The 20,524-nt window shown below is 67.9% G+C and carries 22 protein-coding genes; 10 read left to right on the forward strand and 12 right to left on the reverse strand.

Going from position 1 to position 20,524, the window contains the following annotated elements; translation table 11 throughout:
* The first annotated feature begins 114 nt into the window (after positions 1-114).
* A complete protein-coding gene (locus NQ204_RS04925) occupies positions 115-912 on the forward strand; it encodes a D-alanyl-D-alanine carboxypeptidase family protein (protein WP_256643243.1) in 798 nt (265 codons plus the stop codon).
* Here the strand turns inward: NQ204_RS04925 and NQ204_RS04930 are convergent.
* Positions 896-1,492 (reverse strand): TetR/AcrR family transcriptional regulator, encoded by a 597-nt coding sequence (locus tag NQ204_RS04930; RefSeq protein WP_243402646.1) that lies wholly within the window; start codon positions 1,490-1,492, stop codon positions 896-898. The genes NQ204_RS04925 and NQ204_RS04930 overlap by 17 nt on opposite strands.
* 17 nt (positions 1,493-1,509) lie before the next feature.
* Positions 1,510-2,103 carry an NAD(P)H-dependent oxidoreductase gene (locus NQ204_RS04935; RefSeq protein ID WP_116862869.1) on the reverse strand — a complete coding sequence of 198 codons (594 nt, stop codon included), beginning with the start codon at positions 2,101-2,103 and terminating at the stop codon, positions 1,510-1,512.
* 243 nt (positions 2,104-2,346) lie between these two features.
* Here NQ204_RS04935 and NQ204_RS04940 point away from each other — a divergent pair, with 243 nt between their 5' ends.
* Positions 2,347-4,398 carry a TonB-dependent receptor domain-containing protein gene (locus tag NQ204_RS04940; protein WP_256643244.1) on the forward strand — a complete coding sequence of 684 codons (2,052 nt, stop codon included), beginning with the start codon at positions 2,347-2,349 and terminating at the stop codon, positions 4,396-4,398.
* A gap of 77 nt (positions 4,399-4,475) precedes the next feature.
* Here the strand turns inward: NQ204_RS04940 and NQ204_RS04945 are convergent, their stop codons facing one another.
* Both NQ204_RS04945 and NQ204_RS04950 read right to left on the reverse strand, forming a co-directional pair.
* Positions 4,476-4,733 (reverse strand): hypothetical protein, encoded by a 258-nt coding sequence (locus NQ204_RS04945; RefSeq protein ID WP_116862870.1) that lies wholly within the window; start codon positions 4,731-4,733, stop codon positions 4,476-4,478.
* Positions 4,734-4,737: 4 nt separating this feature from the next.
* Positions 4,738-5,565, reverse strand: a complete 828-nt coding sequence (locus NQ204_RS04950) for an isocitrate lyase/PEP mutase family protein (protein WP_256643245.1) — start codon at positions 5,563-5,565, stop codon at positions 4,738-4,740.
* A 155-nt stretch (positions 5,566-5,720) separates the two neighbouring features.
* Here NQ204_RS04950 and NQ204_RS04955 point away from each other — a divergent pair, with 155 nt between their 5' ends.
* From NQ204_RS04955 to accC, 4 genes are all read left to right on the forward strand, one after another.
* Positions 5,721-6,437, forward strand: coding sequence for a DOPA 4,5-dioxygenase family protein (locus tag NQ204_RS04955; protein ID WP_256643246.1), 717 nt, complete (start codon positions 5,721-5,723; stop codon positions 6,435-6,437).
* Positions 6,438-6,699: 262 nt separating this feature from the next.
* Entirely contained in the window at positions 6,700-7,143 is a 444-nt protein-coding gene (gene aroQ / locus NQ204_RS04960) for a type II 3-dehydroquinate dehydratase (RefSeq protein ID WP_116862872.1), read from the forward strand.
* A 61-nt stretch (positions 7,144-7,204) separates the two neighbouring features.
* Positions 7,205-7,684 (forward strand): acetyl-CoA carboxylase biotin carboxyl carrier protein, encoded by a 480-nt coding sequence (gene accB, locus NQ204_RS04965; RefSeq protein ID WP_079223759.1) that lies wholly within the window; start codon positions 7,205-7,207, stop codon positions 7,682-7,684.
* A gap of 10 nt (positions 7,685-7,694) precedes the next feature.
* Positions 7,695-9,062 (forward strand): acetyl-CoA carboxylase biotin carboxylase subunit, encoded by a 1,368-nt coding sequence (gene accC / locus NQ204_RS04970; protein WP_116862873.1) that lies wholly within the window; start codon positions 7,695-7,697, stop codon positions 9,060-9,062.
* A gap of 135 nt (positions 9,063-9,197) precedes the next feature.
* On the opposite strand, the gene NQ204_RS04975 is transcribed toward accC, so the two are convergent.
* Together NQ204_RS04975 and NQ204_RS04980 are read right to left on the reverse strand one after the other, a co-directional pair.
* Positions 9,198-9,572 (reverse strand): hypothetical protein, encoded by a 375-nt coding sequence (locus NQ204_RS04975; RefSeq protein ID WP_108770185.1) that lies wholly within the window; start codon positions 9,570-9,572, stop codon positions 9,198-9,200.
* Positions 9,569-10,534: a hypothetical protein gene (locus NQ204_RS04980; protein ID WP_116862874.1), complete on the reverse strand. Its 966-nt coding sequence runs from the start codon at positions 10,532-10,534 to the stop codon at positions 9,569-9,571. Before NQ204_RS04980 ends, NQ204_RS04975 begins: the two co-directional genes overlap by 4 nt.
* Before the next feature lie 163 nt (positions 10,535-10,697).
* On the opposite strand from NQ204_RS04980, the gene prmA reads away from it, so the two are divergent.
* From prmA to fis, 3 genes are all read left to right on the forward strand, one after another.
* A complete protein-coding gene (gene prmA, locus NQ204_RS04985; protein ID WP_108770187.1) occupies positions 10,698-11,618 on the forward strand; it encodes a 50S ribosomal protein L11 methyltransferase in 921 nt (306 codons plus the stop codon).
* 42 nt (positions 11,619-11,660) lie between these two features.
* Entirely contained in the window at positions 11,661-12,428 is a 768-nt protein-coding gene (locus tag NQ204_RS04990) for a DUF3426 domain-containing protein (protein ID WP_256643247.1), read from the forward strand.
* Positions 12,429-12,542: 114 nt separating this feature from the next.
* Positions 12,543-12,818: a DNA-binding transcriptional regulator Fis gene (fis, locus tag NQ204_RS04995; RefSeq protein ID WP_116862877.1), complete on the forward strand. Its 276-nt coding sequence runs from the start codon at positions 12,543-12,545 to the stop codon at positions 12,816-12,818.
* Between the two features lie 134 nt (positions 12,819-12,952).
* Here the strand turns inward: fis and NQ204_RS05000 are convergent, their stop codons facing one another.
* Genes NQ204_RS05000 through NQ204_RS05025 form a run of 6 tightly spaced genes read right to left on the reverse strand, consistent with a single transcriptional unit; the run spans position 12,953 to position 18,758 of the window.
* On the reverse strand, positions 12,953-13,948 hold the full coding sequence (locus NQ204_RS05000) for a phosphatidate cytidylyltransferase (RefSeq protein WP_116862878.1): 996 nt from the start codon (positions 13,946-13,948) through the stop codon (positions 12,953-12,955).
* Positions 13,945-14,574 (reverse strand): lysophospholipid acyltransferase family protein, encoded by a 630-nt coding sequence (locus NQ204_RS05005; RefSeq protein WP_116862879.1) that lies wholly within the window; start codon positions 14,572-14,574, stop codon positions 13,945-13,947. Before NQ204_RS05005 ends, NQ204_RS05000 begins: the two co-directional genes overlap by 4 nt.
* A gap of 12 nt (positions 14,575-14,586) precedes the next feature.
* Positions 14,587-15,024, reverse strand: a complete 438-nt coding sequence (locus NQ204_RS05010; RefSeq protein ID WP_256643248.1) for a hypothetical protein — start codon at positions 15,022-15,024, stop codon at positions 14,587-14,589.
* Positions 15,021-16,355, reverse strand: a complete 1,335-nt coding sequence (locus tag NQ204_RS05015; RefSeq protein ID WP_256643249.1) for a phosphatase PAP2/dual specificity phosphatase family protein — start codon at positions 16,353-16,355, stop codon at positions 15,021-15,023. The genes NQ204_RS05010 and NQ204_RS05015 overlap by 4 nt, the downstream gene beginning before the upstream one ends.
* Positions 16,355-18,106 carry a bifunctional alpha/beta hydrolase/class I SAM-dependent methyltransferase gene (locus NQ204_RS05020; protein WP_256643250.1) on the reverse strand — a complete coding sequence of 584 codons (1,752 nt, stop codon included), beginning with the start codon at positions 18,104-18,106 and terminating at the stop codon, positions 16,355-16,357. The genes NQ204_RS05015 and NQ204_RS05020 overlap by 1 nt, the downstream gene beginning before the upstream one ends.
* 34 nt (positions 18,107-18,140) lie before the next feature.
* Positions 18,141-18,758 (reverse strand): CDP-alcohol phosphatidyltransferase family protein, encoded by a 618-nt coding sequence (locus tag NQ204_RS05025; protein WP_256643251.1) that lies wholly within the window; start codon positions 18,756-18,758, stop codon positions 18,141-18,143.
* A 181-nt stretch (positions 18,759-18,939) separates the two neighbouring features.
* Between NQ204_RS05025 and purH the strand changes: the two genes are divergently transcribed.
* Entirely contained in the window at positions 18,940-20,523 is a 1,584-nt protein-coding gene (gene purH / locus NQ204_RS05030; protein ID WP_256643252.1) for a bifunctional phosphoribosylaminoimidazolecarboxamide formyltransferase/IMP cyclohydrolase, read from the forward strand.
* The last annotated feature ends 1 nt before the right edge of the window (position 20,524 follow it).

Raw genomic sequence — 20,524 nt, forward strand, 5'->3', positions numbered from 1 at the left:
GATTCCTGCAGTACGAAAGGCGGCGACACCGCCCACAGCGGCACGTTATATCATTGCAATGTTGCAGATTCGTGCGGCTTTTCGCCCTGCGTGCTGCGCGCTATCGTGTTGATGATGTCACTGCCTGCTTCGCCGATACCGGCACTTTCTTCGATCACCGTGGATGCGGCCACGCTGCGCATCCTGCAGCAGCACGATGCCAGGCTGCCGCGTGCGCCCGCCTCGCTGACCAAGCTGATGACCGCGCATGTGGCCTATGAGGCCATCGCACGCGAGGCTCACGCGTGGACGGACAGCACCGTGATCGATGCGTGTGACGTGCATGCGGTGGCCGCCGATGAAACGCGGATGGGCCTGGTGCCGGGCGAGACCGTCACCCTGGGCCACCTGCTGGAAGGCCTGATGGTGGTATCCGGCAACGATGCCGCGTTGGCGCTGGCCCGCCACCTGGCAGGTTCGGAGGCTGCCTACGTGCAGCACATGAATGACACCGCCGCACGCATGGGCCTGCGCGATACGCACTTCGTCTCGGTCTCGGGCATCACCACGCCGGGCCATGTGTCGACCGCGCATGACATGGCGATGCTCGCCGCGCGGCTGCTGGCCGATCATCCGCAGGTGCTGGCCATCACTGCCCAGCGCCACTTCAGCCACGGCACGTTCTGCAAGGACAACCAGAACACGCTGCTGGGCAGTGAGGGCATCGATGGGCTGAAGACCGGCTATACCCGCGCGGCGGGCTTCTGCCTGGCGGCGACCGCGTGCCGCGACAGCGAAGAAGCAACGCACCGGCTGATCAACATCACCCTTGGCGCGCCCACACGGGAAGCGCGGAACGCGTGGGTGCAGCAATGCCTGCAGGAGGGTTTCGCGCAGCTGCAGCGTGGCGTGGCGATCAGCGCGCGCGGCTGACGGTCTCGACGATCAGCCGTTGCAGTTCTGTTTCCGCATCCGGCTGCAGCAGCGCGCCGGCCGCAACCGCTTCGGACAGGGCCTCGGCGGCACCGAGAATCGCCCAGCGCCCAGCCACGGGCACGGCGCCGTCGGCCGCGAACGGACCCAGCCACTGCGCACACTGCTCGACGAAATCCTGCTGGTAGCGGTGGCGCACGTCGCGCAGCTCGGGCGAACCGGCCAATGCGGCGAGGATCGCCTGGATGTCGCTGCCCTGCGAGAGCACGCAGTCGATGTAGCCCGACGCGATGGCCTGCGCACGCTCGTGCAGGCGCGCCGGTGCCGCGCCGATGCGTGCATCGAACACGGCGGTCTGGCGCTGGTCGTAGTCCGCATACAACGCGGCCAGCAGGCCATTGCGGGTGATGAAGTGATCGTAGGCCACCGGCTTGGTCACGCCGGCCGCCTCGGCCAGGCGCCCCAGGCTGAGCGCGTCGGTGCCCTCGCCGCCCACCAGTGTCCAGGCCACATCCAGCAGCTGGCGGCCACGCTGTTCGCGTGACATCCGGCGACGGGTGGGCGTGGCGGCGGTGGACATGCAGCGGCTCTACATCATCAGGCAGGTGTGCCTATGGTACGGCCGATGTCGGTGGCGGTCTGCAGATGCGCCGCGGCCTGGCCACTGTCGGCATCCAGCAGCAGCGTGGACGAGTGCACGGTGGCACCGCAGTAATCGAAGATGCCCATGTCGATCTGTGTCTTCATTGCCGCACCGTAACCGCGGCGTTCGATCATCTCCGCGCCCGCGCCACCGATGCCGACCAGATGCACCTGCAGGCGCTGCAGTTTCTTTTCCACCTTGCCGTCGGCACCGTCGGCGTAGGCCCAGCCCTGGGTGAACACCCGGTCGATCCAGCCCTTCAGCAGCGCGGGGAACGACCACCAGTACAGCGGATAGACCAGCACCAGCGTATCGGCGGCATCCAGCCGCGCGTGCTCGGCGGCCACGTCGTCCGGCACCGCCGCGCCCTGCTTGAACAGGCCAATGTCGGCAGCGTTGAAGCGGGGATCAAAGCCCTCGGCGGCGAGATCGGCCAGGGTCACGCTGTTGCGCGCATCGGCACCGGTGATGGCCTGCCGGATGCGCGCGGCAACGGCATGGGTAAGCGAAGCGGAATCAGGATGGGCGACGACGATGAGGCTGTGCATGGGAAGGACCTGTGGGCTGATTAGTTACCAATGGTAACTAGCAGGTGGAATTCCACCAGTACGCCCCGCAGGACGCTGATTTCGACTCGCTGGCCCTCCCTGGCATGCCGCCCACACGGAAATAGATATGTCACCACACTTCAAATGCGAATGATTCGTGATACGATTGTTAAAGAATTCTGAAACCCCTACACACGGACGTCCCAGCCATCGCCAGTGGACCCTCAACAGGAGTACTGCGCGATGTCGCACGCCGTTTTGAAATCCCGTCGTTCCGTTGCCGCCCTGACCGCCGCGATTGGTCTTGCACTGGCCAGCACCGCCCACGCTGATGCCGCCGCCGACGCCTCGTCGGCCAAGCAGATGGACACCGTGGTGGTCACCGCCACCGGCGCCCAGCAGTGGATCAAGGATGCGCCGGCCAGCATCAGCGTCATCACCCGCGAGGAGATCGAGCGCAAGCCGGTCACCAGCATCGGCCGGCTGCTGAGCACCGTACCGGGCGTGACCGGCGGCTACGCACTGTCCGGTACGCAGTCGAAGATCCGTCTGCGCGGCCTGCCCGAGCAGTACACGCTGATCCTCATCGACGGCCGCCGCCAGGGCAATTCCTCCGGCGTGAACTACCGCGACGATCTCGGCCCGCAGGATCTGAACTGGCTGACGCCGGACATGATCGAGCGCATCGAAGTGGTGCGTGGCCCGATGTCCTCGCTGTACGGCTCGGATGCGATGGGCGGCGTGATCAACATCATCACCCGCAAGATCGCCGACCACTGGGGTGGATCGGTGACCTACAACTACAGCAAGCCGGATTCGGATTCGCGCGGTGACACCACGCAGATGGGAGCGCTGTTCAGCGGCCCGCTCACCGACAACCTCGGCGTGCGCATCGGCGCCAACGTCACCGACCGCGAGTCTGATCGGCTTGAAGACCAGACCCCCGGCAGCAAGGCGGAAAATGCCAACCTGCAGTTCCACTGGCGCCTCAACGACGATCACGCGCTGACGATCGAAGGTTCGCGCGGCGTGCAGCGCAACAGCGGAGCGGGCGATGTCTACGCCTGGGGCCTGTCCAAGCTGGTGCAGACCGGTTACGTACTCAGCCACGATGGCCGCTACGGCGACAGCACCACGTCCAAGAGCACGCTGGTGCAGAACGATTACAAGGACAAGGGCAGCGCGGTGGGCAACCACTCGAAGGAAACGGTGTTCGACACCGCCTTCACCACCGGCTTCAACTGGGGCTTCGAGCACAGCCTCAATGTCGGCGGCCAGTGGAAGCGCGAGGAGCTGGAGAACAGCGACACCATCGGCACCGTGCCGGTGACCTGGACCGGCAGCAGCCGCATCAGCCCGACCAGCGAAGCCGATTCGTGGGCGCTGTTCGCCGAGGACCACATCACCCTGCACGAGCGCTTCGTGCTGACCCTGGGCGTGCGCTGGGACAACACCGACAACTATGACGACAACCTCAGCCCGCGCATCTACGGCGTATGGCACCCGGCTGACGCGTGGACCGTGCGCGGCGGCGTGTCCAAGGGCTTCCGCGCGCCCAACCTGAAGCAGGGAACGGCCGGTGCCGCCACCCAGTCCGGTGGCCGTGGCTGCGGCAGCCTGACCCCGGAAGGCTGGAACAGCCGCCTGGTCAGCGCCGACGGCACCACCGGCTGCTACATGGCCGGCAACCCGAACCTGGAGCCGGAAACGAGCACCAACTACGAGTTGGGCGTGGGCTTTGACCAAGGCGGCTGGTCGGCGTCGGCCACCTACTTCCTGACCAACTTCGACGACAAGATCGAACAGGTGCCGCTGCGCGACATCCCCGGCCAGACCACCAGCTTCGTCAACGGTTTCTGGTGGACGGTGGCGCAGAACATCCAGAAGGCCCGCACGCGCGGCGTGGAAGCCAGCGTGACCGTGCCGCTGCACGAGCGTGTCAGCTGGACCACCAACGCCACGCGCATGCTGGAATCGAAGAACCGCACCACCGGTGCCAGCCTGCTGGTGGTGCCGAAGATCACCGCCAACACGTCGTTGAACTGGGACGTCACCGATGCGTGGCAGCTGAACCTGAGCGCGCAGCACATCGGCAAGCAGCTGGTGGCCTCGTCCAGCGCGAGCTTCGCCAAGGCCTACACCACGGTGGACCTGGTGACCGCCTATGACGTGAACGAGAACCTGACCCTGCGTGCAGGCGTGCTGAACCTGGACGACACGTCCACGCTGGAAGACGGCAACGACTATGACGGTGGCGCGCGCACGTTCTTCGTCGGTCTGACCGCGCGGTTCTGAGGAAGCAACGGGGTCGGAGCCCTTCGAAGAAGCGCTCCGACCCCAGTCGCGGGCAACCCTCCACGCATGGCGTGGATCTACTGCAGCGGTACCACCATCGTTTCCTGCAGGTGCTGGTGGTTCCAGGTGCTGGCGCCGCGCGCGTGGCCCTCCAGCCGCAGCGCCGTGTGTCCGGCATCCTGCCAGCGCACGCGGATCTCCAGCTCCAGCCGTCCCTCGTCGCGCTCCAGCACGCGTACAAGCGCCGGACCATCGACGCGGGCCAGCAGCCCCGGCGCCTGGCGCAACGCCTCCATCTCCCTCACCAGCGCCGCGTAGGCGGTTACGTTGTCCATGGCCTCAGCGGAACAGGTCGTTCAGTGCCGCGCCTGTGGCGGCCTGCTGCAGGCCGTCGAAACGGCCGTCGCGCAGGATCGGATCGGTGGCCTGCATCAGCCCGCCCCATGCCGCACGCGCCAGGGCCCCGCCCAGGCTGACCCGGCGCACGCCCAGCGCGGCGATGTCCTGCAAGGTGAGCGGCGTGGGCCCACCGACCAACAGGTTCACCGGCTTCGATCCTGCCGCCGCAACGACGGCCATGATCTGCTCGTGCGTGGTGATGCCCGGTGCGTACAGCACGTCGGCACCGGCCGCGGCGTAGGCACGCAGCCGCTGCAGGGTGTCTTCAAGATCAGGCACGCCGACGAAGAAGTTTTCCGCGCGCCCCACCAGCAGGACGTCGGCACCGGCGCGATCAATCGCCGCCCGCGCGGCGGCCAGGCGCTGCACGGCTTCCTCCAGCGGCCGCAGCGGTGCCCCCGCTACGCCGCTGGCATCTTCTATGGACAGCGCGGCGATGCCGGTATCCAAGGCGGCGGTGACCGCTGCGCCGACCTCGTCCGGCGTCGCACCAAAACCATCACCGAAGTCCGCGTTCAACGGCAGCGACGTCGCACCCGCCATCATGCGCAGGTGTTCCAGCGTGGCTTCCAGCGAGACGGCACCATCGGGCCTTCCCTCGCTCCACGCGCAGCCGGCACTGGTGGTGGCCAGCGCCTGGAAGCCCTGCCGCTGCAGATAGCGCGCACTGCCCACGTCCCACGGGTTGGGAAGCACGAAGCAGCCCTGAGTGTGCAGTTGGCGGAAGGCGGCGCGCCGGCGGGCGGTGTCGGTGTCAACGGCGGTCATGGCGAATGTCCGGTGTGTGGCCCGGCCACCCTAGCCCGGCCGCGGGCACGACTCAACGTGGTGGCAGCGGCGCGGCATCACCTGATGCCCGCTGCTTATTGGACGGCGTGGCCCCCATCGCCGAGCGTGTCGGCTCCGCCACCAGGACGCTGGCCATGCCGCCGCATACCTCTGCTACACCTTTTGATGCGGCCGAAGACGCCGGATGGGCCGACCTGCTCTCACCCGTGCGCCGGCGCCTGATCGCCTCGGCGGGTGTGGCCGTGGGCGGGCTTGCCGCTGCCAGCACGGCCAGCGCTGCCAGCGCGCCCAACACCACCGAACCCGGCCGCCCCGGTTTCCGCCCGATCGTGCCGCCGCCCGCACAGGGCCACAGCCCCTGGGGCCAGGACACGGCCACCGAAGCGACACCGCGCCCGGCCAGCGTGCGTCCGGGCGAATCGCCGCTGCCCAGCCGGCCGCGTGCCTATACCGATATCAAGAGCTACCACGCACACATCTATTTCGACGAAGACAGCTACCAGAAGGCGGCCCTGCTGCGGCGCTGGGCGGCCGAGCGCTTCCGGGTGGAACTGGGCAACTGGAACCTGGAACCGCGCGGCCCGCATGTCACGCCGTCGTTCTACTTCGGCTTCAGCAACGACCTGCTGCCGGTGCTGGTGCCGTGGCTGCAGCTCAACAGCCTGGGCCTGACCATCCTCATCCACCCCAATACCGGCGATGGCCGTGCCGACCATCTGTATTACGCGCTGTGGGTGAACCGCGCGCAGCCGGTGAACGCCTACAACTGGCCGGCGCCGAAACCCGGCGAGACCGAGGCGCTGGAAGAGGTGTTCCCGAACGTGGTGCCGACGGTGCCGCTGGAGACCTGAGTCCGGGAGCGGTCATCCACGCATGGCGTGGATCTACCGGGCGTGGCCATCAACGCATGGCGCGGATTTACGCCATCGTCGGCCTTCGTGCGGGCATCCCCGCCGCCATGGCGTTCAGCGGGCCTTGATCCGGCGCCACCCATACGGCCGCAAGCGCTTTCACGATTTTCAAACGATTGCTTTAAACACCTGCAATTTCGCCGAACTGGACAGCATCCACAGGTTCCGCCAGACTGCCGCCCTTTCCTGTTGATCGGATTCCATGGCGAAGCTGCTGGTCCTGCATGGCCCCAACCTCAACCTGCTCGGCACCCGCGAGCCGGAGGTCTATGGGCACACCAGCCTGGCCGACATCGACCAGGCGCTGGCCGCCCAGGCGGCTGCGGCCGGGCATGCGCTGGAAAGCCTGCAGTCCAACGCCGAACACGTGCTGGTGGACCGCGTGCAGGCCGCGCGCACCGACGGTACCACGTTCATCCTGATCAACCCGGCCGCCTTCACCCACACCTCCGTCGCCCTGCGCGATGCGCTGGCGGCGGTGGCCGTGCCGTTCATCGAGATCCACCTGTCCAACCCGCACACCCGCGAACCGTTCCGCCAGCACAGCTATTTCAGCGACAAGGCGGTGGGCGTGGTGTGTGGCTTCGGCGCCGACAGCTACCGCTACGCGATGGACGCGGCGCTGCTGCGGGTGTCCGCCACCTGATTGTCGACCCGGGCGCCAGCCGGCGCTCTACCTCACCTAGATAGAAACCAAAGAGGCCCTCATGGATCTGCGCAAAATCAAGAAGCTGATCGACCTGCTGGAAGAGTCGAACCTGGCTGAAATCGAAATCAAGGAAGGCGAAGAGTCCGTGCGCCTGTCGCGCGCCCCGGTGGCCGGCTACGCCGCGCCGATGCCCGCCCCGGTGTACGCCGCGCCGGCCGCCCCGGCTGCGCAGGCCATGCCGATGCAGTCGCCGACCGAAGCCTCCACCGGCGGCACCGCCAAGCCGGGCCCGGCCCTGCCGGAAGGCCACGTGCTGCGTTCGCCGATGGTCGGCACCTTCTACGCGTCGGCCGCTCCGGACAAGCCGGCCTTCGTCACCGTTGGCCAGCAGGTCAAGGAAGGCGAGACCCTGGCCATCATCGAAGCGATGAAGATGTTCAACCCGATCGAAGCCGACAAGTCCGGCACCATCGTCGCCATCCTGGGCGAGAACGGCCAGCCGGTGGAGTTCGACCAGCCGCTGTTCGTGATCGGCTGAGGGGCACGCCATGCTCGACAAAGTCGTCATTGCCAACCGAGGGGAGATCGCGCTGCGCATCCTGCGCGCGTGCCACACCCTGGGCATCCGCACGGTGGCCGTGCACTCCACGGTCGACCGCAACCTCAAGCACGTGGCCATGGCCGACGAGTCGGTCTGCATCGGCCCGGCACCGTCGCCGCAGAGCTACCTCAACATCCCGGCACTGATCGCCGCGGCGGAAGTCACCGACGCCCAGGCCATCCACCCGGGCTACGGCTTCCTGTCGGAAAACGCCGACTTCGCCGAGCGCGTGGAGGAGTCCGGCTTCATCTTCATCGGCCCCAAGGCCGATACCATCCGCATGATGGGTGACAAGGTCGAAGCCATCCGCGCCATGAAGTCCGCCGGCGTGCCGTGCGTGCCCGGCTCGGGCGGCCCGCTGGGCGAGGACATCGTTGCCAACACCAAGATCGCCCGTGAGATCGGCTACCCGGTCATCATCAAGGCGGCCGGTGGCGGCGGTGGCCGCGGCATGCGCGTGGTGCACGCCGAAGCCTCGCTGAAGACCTCGATCGAAACCACCAAGAGCGAGGCCAAGGCCGCGTTCGGCAATGGCGAGGTCTACATGGAGAAGTTCCTGGAGAACCCGCGCCACGTGGAGATCCAGGTGCTGGCCGACGGCCAGGGCAACGCCATCCACCTGGGTGAGCGCGACTGCTCGATGCAGCGCCGCCACCAGAAGGTGGTGGAAGAAGCACCGGCACCGGGCATCAGCGCCGAACAGCGCGAAGAGATCGGCAAGGTCTGCACCGAAGCCTGCGTGCGCATCGGCTACCGCGGCGCCGGCACCTTCGAGTTCCTGTACGAAGACGGCCGCTTCTACTTCATCGAAATGAACACCCGCATCCAGGTGGAACATCCGGTCACCGAAATGGTCACCGGCATCGACCTGGTGGCCGAGCAGCTGAAGATCGCCGCCGGCCAGAAGCTGTCGATCAAGCAGAGCGACGTGGTGCTCAGCGGCCATGCCATCGAGTGCCGCATCAACGCCGAAGATGCTGAAACCTTCGTGCCGAGCCCGGGCACCATCACCGGCTTCCATCCGCCGGGCGGCCCCGGCGTGCGCGTGGACACCCACATCTACAGTGGCTACCGCGTGCCGTCGAACTATGACTCGATGATCGGCAAGCTGATCGTGCACGGCCCGGACCGCGAGACCGCCATCGCCCGCATGCGGGTGGCGCTGAGCGAGATGGTGGTGGACGGCATCAAGACCAACGTGGCCCTGCAGCAGCGCATCATGCGCGACAAGGGCTTCCAGAGCGGTGGGCAGAACATCCACTACCTGGAAAAGCGCCTGGCCGAACGCAAGAACAAGCCGATCGCACTGACCTGATCAGCGCCAGCGGCTGGACACGAAAAGGGCGGGGATTTCCCCGCCCTTTTCTGTTGCCTGTTTCCTGTAGAGCCGAGCCCACGCCCGGCTTGCTGCAAGCGCAGCCGAGCGTCGGCTCGGCTCTACAGAATCGCGTCAGCGCTTGTCGGCGACTTCGGCCGGAATCTGCGTCTCGGCCAGCGGGCGCACACCATTGGGCGAGGTCGGGTCGACGATCACCATGGTTTCGGTGGAGCCATCGGGCCAGACCACCTGGAAGGTGCTGCCGGCCGGCAGCGAGGCAAACGGCGCGCCACTCTGCGCGCGGTACACCGCGGCCACCTGGCTGGCACCGGCGCGGCGCACGTCTTCCTGCGCCTTCACCGAAGTCAGTTCAACCTTGGAAAGGTGCCGGTAGCGATCCTCGTAGGTGTCGATCATCAGCAGGCCAACCGCGCCGGCCGAATACGCGACAAACAACGCCACCCAGAACCAGAACTTGGCCCCGTGCAGGAATCGACGGTAATTCATTGCCCGTTCCTCTTTCCAATCAATTGCTTGATCCATTCGTTCATCGTCCCCGCACCTTGCCGCGATACAGCAGCGTCATACACGAAATCCTGGAAATCCTGCGTCCCATCCTGCGAACAGATCCCTCCGTTCGCGCAGTAACTGTTCATCAGCACGCTGTCGGCGCCACACGGTAGACCGAGCTGGCAGGCAGCCACCCGCCACGCCATCTCACTGAGCTGTTCGCCGGCCACCATGTTGGCCAGCGCCTTGTCGCCAGCAGCGCGCACGCCCATGCCCGGCGCCAGGGCCATGTAGGCCTCCGGGTCGCGCGAGGTACGCACGCGCTCCACCAGGTCGCGGCGGTACTGGTCATTGCTGTGCAGCGGCTCGCCCTCGGCGAACAGCGCGGCTTCGGCGGCCAGGTTGCCCTGCAGGGCCGCACGGCGGCGTTCGTTGAACACCAGCGACGGGCCCAGCTTGTCGCCCGGCACGAAACCACCGCACCGCTGCGCCACGCGCTCGCGCGCATGCACCATCGCCGGCGCCGCGCTCAGGCCGAGGCCGGCCAGCACGTTGTTGTCCAGGCGGTAGCCACCGGGATCGACCGCGTACTGCGCGCAGTAGTCGTAGACCCGGCTGAGCATCCAGCGCGCTTCATGATTGCCCTGCTCTGCCTGCGCCTTCAGACGCTGCGCGTAGGCGAACAGATCTGTCTCGCCTTCGATGTCGGCGCGGATGTCCAACGGCAGGCCCGACGGCAGCGCGCTGCTGCGCTCGAAGCCAGCCAGACGGCGGGCCAGCGCTTCGGGCATCACCGGTTCCAGCGCGTCCTGCACGCTGGCGGTGGACACCGCCAGCGGCGCGCCCACGTCCACCTGCGCCGCGTGGCCATGGCCACTGGCCCGATAACCGGCCACGCCCAGCACGGCCACGGCCGGCAGCACGAGCAACCAGGTTTTAAGGGTCGGGGCGAGAGCCATCGGCGGTCGGTTACGGCACGTCGGGCAGGAAAGCGCCAAGTTTAGCAAGGCCCGTGAGACCTGTCTGAATCGGCCTCGTTCAGCCCCGGCCAGCATCTCAGGGGATACGGAGACGGCCGGATGGTCTAGCATGGCCCCCTTTCCCGCGATTGCCCCCACCGCCATGCCGTTCCTGGAACTGACCCTGCGCTGCACCGAAGCCACCCAGCCCCGCTATGAGAACGCGCTGGAGGACGTGGGCGCGCTGGCGGTCACCCTGCTCGATGCCGAGGCCGACACCAGCAACGAACAGGCCATCCTCGAGCCGGGCGTGGGCGAGACCCCGCTGTGGGACACCCTTGTACTGAGCGCGCTGTTCCCGGCCGACAGCAATGCGCTGTTGCTGCTGGCCGCACTGGAAGCCTTCGACCCGGAGCTGGACTGGACCGGCGGCAGCTTCCGCGCGGTCGAGGACGAAGACTGGGAACGCGCTTGGCTGGACCAGTTCCAGCCGATGGATTTCGGCAGCCGCACCTGGATCGTGCCGTGGAACCATGAACTGCCCGAGGCCGCGCAGGCCGCCGACGCCGCCGTGGTGCGCCTGGACCCGGGCCTGGCCTTCGGCTCAGGCACCCACCCGACCACCGCGCTGTGCCTGCGCTGGCTGGACCAGCTGGCCGTGGATGGCCTGCTGCAGGGCCAGCGCGTGCTCGACTTCGGCTGTGGCTCGGGCATCCTCGCCCTGGCCGCGCTGAAGCTGGGTGCCGGCGAAGCGATCGGCGTGGACAACGATCCACAGGCGCTGATCGCCACCGCCGACAACGCCGAGCGCAATGGCGAGCAGGCCCGCATGCACGTGTACCTGCCGCAGGACGAACCGGTGGCCACCTACCCGATCGTGGTCGCCAACATCCTCGCCTCGGCACTCGATGCACTGGCCGAACTGCTGGCCGCACGCGTCGCTGCCGGTGGCCGCATCGCCCTGTCGGGCATCCTGCATGGTCAGGAAGGCGAACTGCTGCAGCGTTACGCGGCGTGGTTCGACGACCTGCAGGCCACCCAGGACGGCGACTGGATGCGCATCACCGGCGTACGCCGCGCCTGATCGTGGTTGAATGACCGCTGGATCCGAGCCCGCGCCCTGAGCATGTCCGAGCCGAACCCGCCGCGTCGTCCGCTTGCCACCTTCCTGCGTTCCGCGCCGGGAACCGATGCGCCGCCCGACACCGGGCAGGCGCAGGAACCCGCTGACGACACGACGGATGCCACCCTCGATCAGACGGCACCGTTGGAACTGCCGGCCGAACCGGTGGTGGACACACCGCCACCGCCGCAGACGCGACAGTCCGATGACACTGTCATCGAACCGTCCTCCCGCATCGACGCGCCTGCGTCGGTCGCACCCGCCAGCGATGCACCCAGCTTTCTCGGCGCCCGCCCGCGTGCCCTGCCGACGCCGCGCTGGCACTGGGCAATGGTAGCCGTGCTGGCACTGCTGCTGGTGCTGCAGAGCGTGCTGGCCGATCGCGCGCGACTGGCTGCTGATGCCGCGCACCGCCCGTGGGTCAGTGCGCTGTGCGGTGTCCTGCGCTGCAGCCTGCCGGCGTGGCGCGAACCGACCGCACTGACCATGACCAGCCGCGAGATCCGTCCGCTGCCCGGGCAGGCCGGTGTGCTGCAGGTCCAGGCCAGCATCCGCAACGATGCGCGCTGGGCGCAGGCATGGCCCGACCTGCGCCTGTCACTGGCTGATGCCGATGGCCGGGTGATCGGCACCGGTGTGTTCCCGCCCGCGCAGTACCTGGGCGAGAACCCCGGCGCGGCCCTGCTGGAACCGGGGCAGAGCGCACGCATCGCCTTCCGCGTACAGGAGCCTGCGGCCTCCACGGTCGCATTCACCTTCGAGTTCCTTTGAGCGGGACGAAGGCGTCCAGCCGTGGCAGGTCGGGCACGCTCGCGCTAGACTGGCCGCCACAACCTCGTCCGGCCGCGCGCTCCGCGCGCACGGGCCACCGAATCGGGAACCCCCTTGAACGCTGTCCTTTCTCGTCCTGACAACAGTCGTGGCGGTGCCCGGCCACCGCTGCGTGAACACGTCGCCCAGTCCGTGCGCCGCTACCTTCGTGACCTCGATGGCTGCGACGCGGACGATGTCTACGAGATCGTGCTGCGCGAGATGGAGATTCCGCTGTTCGTGGAAGTGCTCAACCACTGCGAAGGCAACCAGAGCCGCGCCGCGGCGATGCTGGGCATCCACCGCGCCACGCTGCGCAAGAAGCTGAAGGAATACGGCATCAGCGCGTAAACGCGGCCCGCCGGGCATGGCCCGGCGCTACCGATGCCGGCAGTAGATCCACGCCATGCGTGGATGAGAACCCGACGGAATCGAAATAGGGGTCAGAGCCCTTCGCCGTGCGAAGGGATCCGACCCCGGGTTGATCACCCCACCCCGCCCGCCTTCCAGTAATACCGCACCACATGGAAGAACACCGGCGCGGCGAAGCACACTGAATCCAGCCGGTCGAGCATGCCGCCATGGCCCTCGATCATGTGGCCCCAGTCCTTGATGCCGCGGTCGCGCTTGATCGCCGACATCACCAGGCCACCCCAGAATCCCATCAGGTTGATCAGCAGCGACAGGCCGAATGCCTGCAGCGGCGTGAATGGGGTGATCCACCACAGCGCCGCACCCAGCGCGCTGGCACTGAGCACGCCGCCGACGAAGCCTTCCACCGTCTTCGACGGCGACAGCTTCGGAGCGATCAGGCGCTTGCCCAGCAGCTTGCCCCAGATGTACTGCAGCACGTCCGAGGACTGCACCACGATCACCAGGAAGGCGAACAGCAGCACGTTGCGCGACGGGTCGTGGCCGGGCACGTGCAGGTTCAGCAGCAGCGGCACGTGCGAAATGCAGAACACGCAGATCATCAGCCCCCACTGCACCTTGGCCGTGCGTTCCAGGTAGTGCGTGGTGTCGCCGCCGATGGTCGACAGGATCGGCAGGAACAGGAACGCATAGACCGGAATCAGCAGCGTGTACATGCCGTACCAGTCGATCCACACCAGGTAATACTGCCATGGCAGCACGATGTAGAACGCGGCCAGCAGCGCGTAGTAATCACCCGAACGCGTGGGCGCAAGGGTGATGAACTCGCGCAGCGCGAACAGCGAGATGATCGCGAACAGCACGATCACCCCGGCGCGGCCGAACAGCAGCGCACCGCCCACCACGATGGCCATCACCCACCACGCGCGGATGCGCGAGACGAGGTTGGCGATGACCGCGCTGGGGCTCTCGCGCTGGCGCCAGCGCAGCGTCTCCGATACCAGCGTGGCCAGCACCAGCACCGCACCGACACCAGCAAACAACAGGCCGGTCTGCTGGCCCACGCTCTGCGTGGCCAGGTCGCCGGATACATCCAGCAGGAAACTCATGCGCGGCCTCCGTTCGGTGCCAGGTCGAGCAGCGCCTGGCGGCTGCGCGCGAGGAACGCGGCCTTGTCCTCATCGGCCTGCAGGCGCAGCGGCGTGCCGAAGGTCGCCGTGCACAGCAGCGGCAGTGGCAGGAAACGCCCCTTGGGCATCACCCGTTTCAGGTTGTCGATCCACACCGGTACGAACTCCAGTTCCGGGCGCTGCCGCGCCAGATGATAGATGCCACTTTTGAACGGCAGCAGCGGTTCCTCGCCGATATTGCGCGTGCCTTCCGGGAACAGGATCAACGAACATCCCTCGTCCACCGCATCGCGCAGCCCCTGCAGCGGATCCTGCTGGCGCCGCGCGGCGTCGCGCTCGACCAGCACGCCGTTGAACACCGCATCGATCAGGTAACGGCGCAGCGCATCGCCCTGCCAGTACTCGGCGGCGGCGACGGGCCGCACCTGGCGACGCAGTGCCGGCGGCATCGACGACCAGATCAGCACGAAGTCACCATGGCTGGCATGGTTGCCGTAGTACACGCGGTGTTCGCTGGACGGTGCACAGCCGATCCACAGCGCGCGCGCACCGGTCACCCCATGGATCGCGCCACTGCAGGCGCGGGCGATCAGCTCAGCAAACATCGATACCTCCGCTCAGGTCTGCGGCCACAGCACGGCCAGCAGGAGCACCGAAAACTGCAGCAGCGTGGCCACGTACTGGTGCACCAGCAGGCGGCGCATGCCGATCCAGCGTGCGTCCCAGCCGCGCACCGGCGCCTGCGCATCGCGGCGGCGCAGGCCGGCGGTGTGCAGGGCCGCGTCCACCCGCTCGGCCGCGGCATCGCCCTGCAGGTCTTCGCGCAACAGCAGCTGCAGCAGGCTGGCATCCAGCTGCACCCGAACCGCGTAGTACGCCTGCACCACACCCACGGCCACGCTCAGCAACAGCAGGCCGGCGGCGAACATCGCCAGGCCGGGCTCGATGCCCAGCAGCAACAGCGCCACCAGCAGCAGGCCCAGTGACAGCGCGGCAGGCAACCGGCCCTGGCGCAGCAGCAGGTGCATCATCGGCAGATCGGCAGCGGTACTCATGCGTTGCTCTCCCGTGTGGCGGCGGCCGCGATGGTCTGTAGGTGAACGTCATGCAGGACAATGGACGGCCGCGCGGCACGCACCCGCGCCACTGCCTCGGCGGCGCTGCGCACCCGGCCGGTACGCAGCAGCCAGGTAGCGACGCTGGCCGCACTGCGCGAATAGCCCAGCGCGCAGCACACCAGCAGCGGCCCCTGCGCACGCAGCGCTTCGATGGCATCGGCGGCCTCGGCCAGCTGCGCCGGCGTGGGCACCACCAGATCCAGCATCGGCACGCTGGCATGGGCCGCACCCGGCGCCTTGCAGGACAGCTCGGCACAGGCATCGACCACGCCACGCAACGGCGCTGGCAGCGCGGCGCAGGGAATGCGGCCCAGCCACACCCCGCCTGCCACCTCGACCGGCTGCGGCGCACTGCGCGTCCACAACCGCGAATTGATCCAGGCCGCGGCCAGGTACGGCGCCAGCAGCCAGCGCGCGGCCATGGTCAGTCGCCCATCGGCGCGCTTCTGGAACACCGCCGTGCCCAGCCCGGCATAGGCCAGCGCCACCAGCAGCAGCGACACCACCGGCCACAGCAGCCACAGTGCCGCGCCGCCCAGCATCACCACCGGCACCAGCAGCACGGCCGCGCCCAGCAGATAGGACGAGGCCAGGCGCCAGCGCTTTGGATCGCGCGCCGTGCGCCACGCCCGCAGCGGCGGCGTGCCCTGCTCCGGCCACAGCCACACGCACAGCCAGCCGGCCAGCAGCCCGGTGGGCACATCGATGAAGTGGTGCTGGAAGGTGGTCAGCACCGAAACGCCGATCAGCAGCGCCCAGCCGTGCAGCAGCCAGCGCCACGCGCCCTGCAGGTACTGCGCGTACTTCACCCACAGCACGATCAGCAGCACGATGTGCAGCGACGGCGCCTGGTTGAACGGCTTGTCGAAACCCAGCAGCACATCGAACAGCCAGCCGAACACGCCGCCGATGTCCGGCCGTTCAAAGCTGAAGCGCAGCGGCCACAGCAGGAAGCAGGCCACCGCGATCAGCTGCGCACTGAACAGCCGCAGCGCGTGCCGGTCCAGCTCGAGGCGCTGCCGGCACAGGAAGAACGAGATCGCATAGAACAGGTCGATCGACCAGTACGGCACGATCGTCCACGGCACGAACGGAATGTGCGCTTCCCAGGCGAACGCCATCACCGGCAGCGTGGCGTGGCGCCCGGCCATCCAATTGGCGAAGCCATAGCTGGCGAAGAAGAACGGACCCAGCAGCACCAGCCACAGCAGCGCGCGCCGCCAGGGGCGCCCTGCCACGGCCAGCGGGGTGGCGGCCAGCGTCGCCATCACGCGGTCCGGCGCGCCAGCGACACGGTGAAGATGCCGAACTCGTCGATGCGCTGCGCCACCTTCTCGAACCCAGCCAGGCGCACCAGCTCATCCATTTCCTGCTGGGTACGACGGCGCATCACCCACGCCGCACCACCGCGGTGGCTGGTCAGCGCGCGGGCGATGAATTCCAGCTGCGGGTGCCAGGGCTGGCCGGTATAGGCCAGGTAGACGCCCACCGGCACGGTCGCGGCGATGCCCTGCAGCGAACGCAGCACCGCATCGTTGTCGGGGAACAGTTCGTACAGGCCCGACACCACCGCCAGCGTCGGCGCCGGGTCGACCTGCGCCAGCTGCACCGGATCGAACGCATCGCCCTGCTCGAAACGGGCGATGTCGGACGCGCCGAGGCGCTCGATCAACGCCTGGCCCTGGGTCACGTTCAGATCGCTGAAATCACGCAGCACGATGCGTTCGGCGCGCTGTTCGCCCTGGCCCAGTGCTTCCAGCACGTAGCGGCCGTGGCCGGCGGCCACGTCCAGCACGCGCACCGGCGTACCCTGCCCGCGCAGGCGCTGGGCGGCGTCACGCAGCAGTTCCTGCAGGTGCTGGCCACGGATGCGGATGCCGCGCCAGCCGATCGCGTCGAGGTAGTTGCGGTCGACCATGCGCCCCAGCGGGCCCTTGCCGCGCGCTTCGTCGCGGTAGATGTAGTCCAGCGTGCTGCCCGAATCGAAGCCTGTCTGCAGGCCCAGGGCGATGCCTTCAGAGAGCGTGCCGCCGACGCGCAGGCCGCCACGCACCACGCGCCAGCGCAGGTCGGCCAGGCTGTTGCGCTCCGGCGGCCAGGCCAGTATTTCCGATTCTTCGAAGGTCGGCCCATGGCGATGCGCATCGCGCCGCGACAGTTCGCGCAGCGGCTCGGCGAAGCGTGCCTGGATGAAGCTGCGGATGCGTGCCAGCGCCGGTGCGCGGTCACGTTCGCCGAGGGTATCGTGGAAGAAGCCCGGCAGGTGCACACGTTCCTTGATCGGGCTGGACAGGCGCTCGTAGAAGCGGTCCTGCGGGCCACGGTGCACCACGAAATCCGAACCGGATACCAGCAGCTGCACCGGCACACTGATCGCCTGCGCATCTGCCACGATGCGGTCGGCAGCCTCGTACAGGCCCAGCAGCACGCGCACCGAGATCGGCCGGGTGATCAGCGGATCGGTGCGGTAGCTTTCCACACGTGCCGGATCGTGGGTCAGCCACTGCGGCTTGACGTAGCTGTTGACGAAGAAGTTGCCGCGCAGCTTCTGCATCAGGGTCAGGCCAGCGCGCGCGAACGGCACGTACAGCTTCACCTTGAACGCCGGCGAAGCCATGACCAGCGCGCGCAGGCGCGGCGCGTAGTCGTGCACCCAGGTGGCGGCCACCACGGCACCCACGCTCTGCGCGATCACCACGATGTCCTCCACCGCAATGCCGTGCTCGGCACCGATGTGGGCGATGAAGCTGTCCAGGTCGCGCACCAGCGCCGGGAAACCCGGTGCATCACCGCGCGCACCCGGCGAACGGCCGTTGCCGCGCGCATCCCAGGCGAAGAACGCGGTGTCGGGCAGGTCCAGCTCATCGACCAGGTGGGTGACCCGGCCGGAATGTTCGTGGCCGCGGTGCAGCAGCACGATGGCCTTGGCCGGCGTGGTGGTCGTGGTGCTCGCCCAGTACCGGTAGAACAGCGGTACCTGGTCGAAGCTGTGGAATTCCCGTTCCTGCGCCTGACGCATGCAATCTCCAGATTGTCTTTTGGTATGTACTTGATTACTGCGGCGGAAGCGCCGCTTCCTGCAGCCCGCGGTGGACGCGGTTGATCATCGTCAGCACGCACAGTGCGGCCATGGCCGCAGCCACGCCAGTGACCGTCATCGCGCCAACCCACCCGAACGCCAGCAGCAGGCCCAGCGCCCCGATCACGAAGGCGCGGTCGCTCTTGCCCATCGGGCCGTCATAGCGGCGGCTGGCACCGACCATCAGCCCCAGTACGCCGGCGTATTCGCTCAGCGCCGCGGTCCAGGCCAGCAGCCACAGCGCCTCCGGCCGCACGCCGGGCACGCTGAGCAGAGCGAGGTACAGCGCGGCGTCGGCGATCACATCGCACAACTCGTTCAGGTAGGCACCCAGCTTCGACTGCTGGCCGAACTCGCGGGCCAGCATGCCGTCCACGGCGTTGAGGGCCATGCGCAGCAGCATCCACAGCGGCAGCAGCAGGTATAGCAGCGGCTGCGTGGGCGCGCAGCACCATACGGCGGCGGCCACCAGCAGCGAGACCACGGCGGCAGCCACGGTCACCATGTTGGCGGTGATGCCGAGGCGGTAGAGCCCGCGCACGGCCGGACGCAAGAGGTCCTGGAAACGTCCTTTCAATGCATAGATCGACACGATCTGAACCCGCTGATCCCTGGCAGTTCCGGCATAGCCTACCCCATGGCGTGTTCAGCCCGGCATGCCGATGCAGGCCGTTTTCCCCTGCCGGGGCCAGCAAAGCGCGCCGGCAGCGCCCGCCACCGCCCCCCACGAACTACAATATCGGCCCCGCTCCGCTGCCGATTGCCCTGTCCCCATGACTGCTGATCTGTTGCCCGTCCGTCGGGCCCTCCTTTCCGTTTCCGACAAGACCGGCCTGGTCGAGCTGGCCACCGCGCTGGCCGCCCGCGGCGTCGAGCTGCTGTCCACCGGCGGCACCGCCAAGGCGATCCGCGATGCGGGCCTGGCCGTGAAGGACGTGGCCGACGTCACCGGTTTCCCGGAAATGATGGACGGCCGGGTCAAGACCCTGCACCCGATGGTGCACGGCGGCCTGCTGGGCCGTTCGGGCCTGGATGACGCGGTGATGGCCGAGCACGGCATCGGCGCCATCGACCTGCTGGTACTGAACCTGTACCCGTTCGAATCGGTCACCGCCAAGGCCGACTGCACCCTGGCCGACGCGGTGGAGAACATCGACATCGGCGGCCCGGCCATGCTGCGCTCGGCGGCCAAGAACTTCGCCCGCGTGGCGGTGGCCACCGACCCGTCGCAGTACGCCGAACTGCTGGCCTCGCTGGACGCCAACGACGGCCAGCTGAGCGCGGGCACCCGCTTCGCCTTCTCGGTGGCCGCGTTCAACCGCGTCGCCCAGTACGACGCGGCCATCAGCAACTACCTGTCGGCGGTCACCGCCACCGATGCTGCCGTGCCGGCGCGTGCCGACTACCCGGCGCAGATGAATTCCACTTTCGTGAAGGTGATGGACCTGCGCTATGGCGAGAACCCGCACCAGAGCGGCGCGTTCTACCGCGACCTGTACCCGGTGCCGGGCACCCTCGCCACGTTCCAGCAGCTGCAGGGCAAGGAACTGAGCTACAACAACCTGGCCGATGCCGATGCGGCGTGGGAATGCGTGCGCCAGTTCGATGCGCCGGCCTGCGTCATCGTCAAGCACGCCAACCCGTGCGGCGTGGCCGTCGGTGCCGGCAACGGCGATGCCTACGAGCTGGCCTACGCCACCGACCCGACCAGCGCCTTCGGCGGCATCATCGCCTTCAACAAGCTGCTCGATGCGGCCACTGCGAAGGTCATCCTCGACCGCCAGTTCGTCGAAGTGCTGATCGCCCCCGACTACGAGCCGGCCGCGCTGGAATACGCGCTGAAGAAGGCCAACGTGCGCGTGCTGCGCATCCCGCACGGTGATGGCCTGAACAACTTCGACAGCAAGCGCGTGGGCTCGGGCCTGCTGCTGCAGTCGTCGGACAACCGCGGCATGACCCGCGACGAACTGAAGGTGGTCAGCAAGCTGGCGCCGACCGACAAGCAGTTCACCGACCTGCTGTTCGCCTGGAACGTGGCCAAGTTCGTGAAGTCCAACGCGATTGTGTACGCCAAGGACAACCGCACGATTGGCGTCGGCGCCGGCCAGATGAGCCGCGTCTATTCCGCGCGCATCGCCGGCATCAAGGCGGCCGACGCGAACCTGGTGGTGGAAGGTTCGGTGATGGCCTCCGATGCGTTCTTCCCGTTCCGCGATGGCATCGACGCCGCAGCGGCCGCCGGCATCAAGGCCGTCATCCAGCCGGGCGGTTCGATGCGCGATGCTGAAGTGATCGCCGCCGCCGACGAACATGGCCTGGCCATGGTGTTCACCGGCGTTCGCCACTTCCGCCACTGAT

The organism is Stenotrophomonas testudinis (genome assembly GCF_024499815.1).
Classification (GTDB): domain Bacteria; phylum Pseudomonadota; class Gammaproteobacteria; order Xanthomonadales; family Xanthomonadaceae; genus Stenotrophomonas.

Excerpts from the sequence above, each read along its gene's own strand:
- NQ204_RS04925 (WP_256643243.1), top strand. The coding sequence starts at position 115 with ATGTCACTGCCTGCTTCGCCGATACCGGCACTTTCTTCGATCACCGTG.
- NQ204_RS04930 (WP_243402646.1), bottom strand. The coding sequence starts at position 1,492 with ATGTCCACCGCCGCCACGCCCACCCGTCGCCGGATGTCACGCGAACAG.
- NQ204_RS04935 (WP_116862869.1), bottom strand. The coding sequence starts at position 2,103 with ATGCACAGCCTCATCGTCGTCGCCCATCCTGATTCCGCTTCGCTTACC.
- NQ204_RS04940 (WP_256643244.1), top strand. The coding sequence starts at position 2,347 with ATGTCGCACGCCGTTTTGAAATCCCGTCGTTCCGTTGCCGCCCTGACC.
- NQ204_RS04945 (WP_116862870.1), bottom strand. The coding sequence starts at position 4,733 with ATGGACAACGTAACCGCCTACGCGGCGCTGGTGAGGGAGATGGAGGCG.
- NQ204_RS04950 (WP_256643245.1), bottom strand. The coding sequence starts at position 5,565 with ATGACCGCCGTTGACACCGACACCGCCCGCCGGCGCGCCGCCTTCCGC.
- NQ204_RS04955 (WP_256643246.1), top strand. The coding sequence starts at position 5,721 with ATGCCGCCGCATACCTCTGCTACACCTTTTGATGCGGCCGAAGACGCC.
- aroQ (WP_116862872.1), top strand. The coding sequence starts at position 6,700 with ATGGCGAAGCTGCTGGTCCTGCATGGCCCCAACCTCAACCTGCTCGGC.
- accB (WP_079223759.1), top strand. The coding sequence starts at position 7,205 with ATGGATCTGCGCAAAATCAAGAAGCTGATCGACCTGCTGGAAGAGTCG.
- accC (WP_116862873.1), top strand. The coding sequence starts at position 7,695 with ATGCTCGACAAAGTCGTCATTGCCAACCGAGGGGAGATCGCGCTGCGC.
- NQ204_RS04975 (WP_108770185.1), bottom strand. The coding sequence starts at position 9,572 with ATGAATTACCGTCGATTCCTGCACGGGGCCAAGTTCTGGTTCTGGGTG.
- NQ204_RS04980 (WP_116862874.1), bottom strand. The coding sequence starts at position 10,534 with ATGGCTCTCGCCCCGACCCTTAAAACCTGGTTGCTCGTGCTGCCGGCC.
- prmA (WP_108770187.1), top strand. The coding sequence starts at position 10,698 with ATGCCGTTCCTGGAACTGACCCTGCGCTGCACCGAAGCCACCCAGCCC.
- NQ204_RS04990 (WP_256643247.1), top strand. The coding sequence starts at position 11,661 with ATGTCCGAGCCGAACCCGCCGCGTCGTCCGCTTGCCACCTTCCTGCGT.
- NQ204_RS05000 (WP_116862878.1), bottom strand. The coding sequence starts at position 13,948 with ATGAGTTTCCTGCTGGATGTATCCGGCGACCTGGCCACGCAGAGCGTG.
- NQ204_RS05005 (WP_116862879.1), bottom strand. The coding sequence starts at position 14,574 with ATGTTTGCTGAGCTGATCGCCCGCGCCTGCAGTGGCGCGATCCATGGG.
- NQ204_RS05010 (WP_256643248.1), bottom strand. The coding sequence starts at position 15,024 with ATGAGTACCGCTGCCGATCTGCCGATGATGCACCTGCTGCTGCGCCAG.
- NQ204_RS05015 (WP_256643249.1), bottom strand. The coding sequence starts at position 16,355 with ATGGCGACGCTGGCCGCCACCCCGCTGGCCGTGGCAGGGCGCCCCTGG.
- NQ204_RS05020 (WP_256643250.1), bottom strand. The coding sequence starts at position 18,106 with ATGCGTCAGGCGCAGGAACGGGAATTCCACAGCTTCGACCAGGTACCG.
- purH (WP_256643252.1), top strand. The coding sequence starts at position 18,940 with ATGACTGCTGATCTGTTGCCCGTCCGTCGGGCCCTCCTTTCCGTTTCC.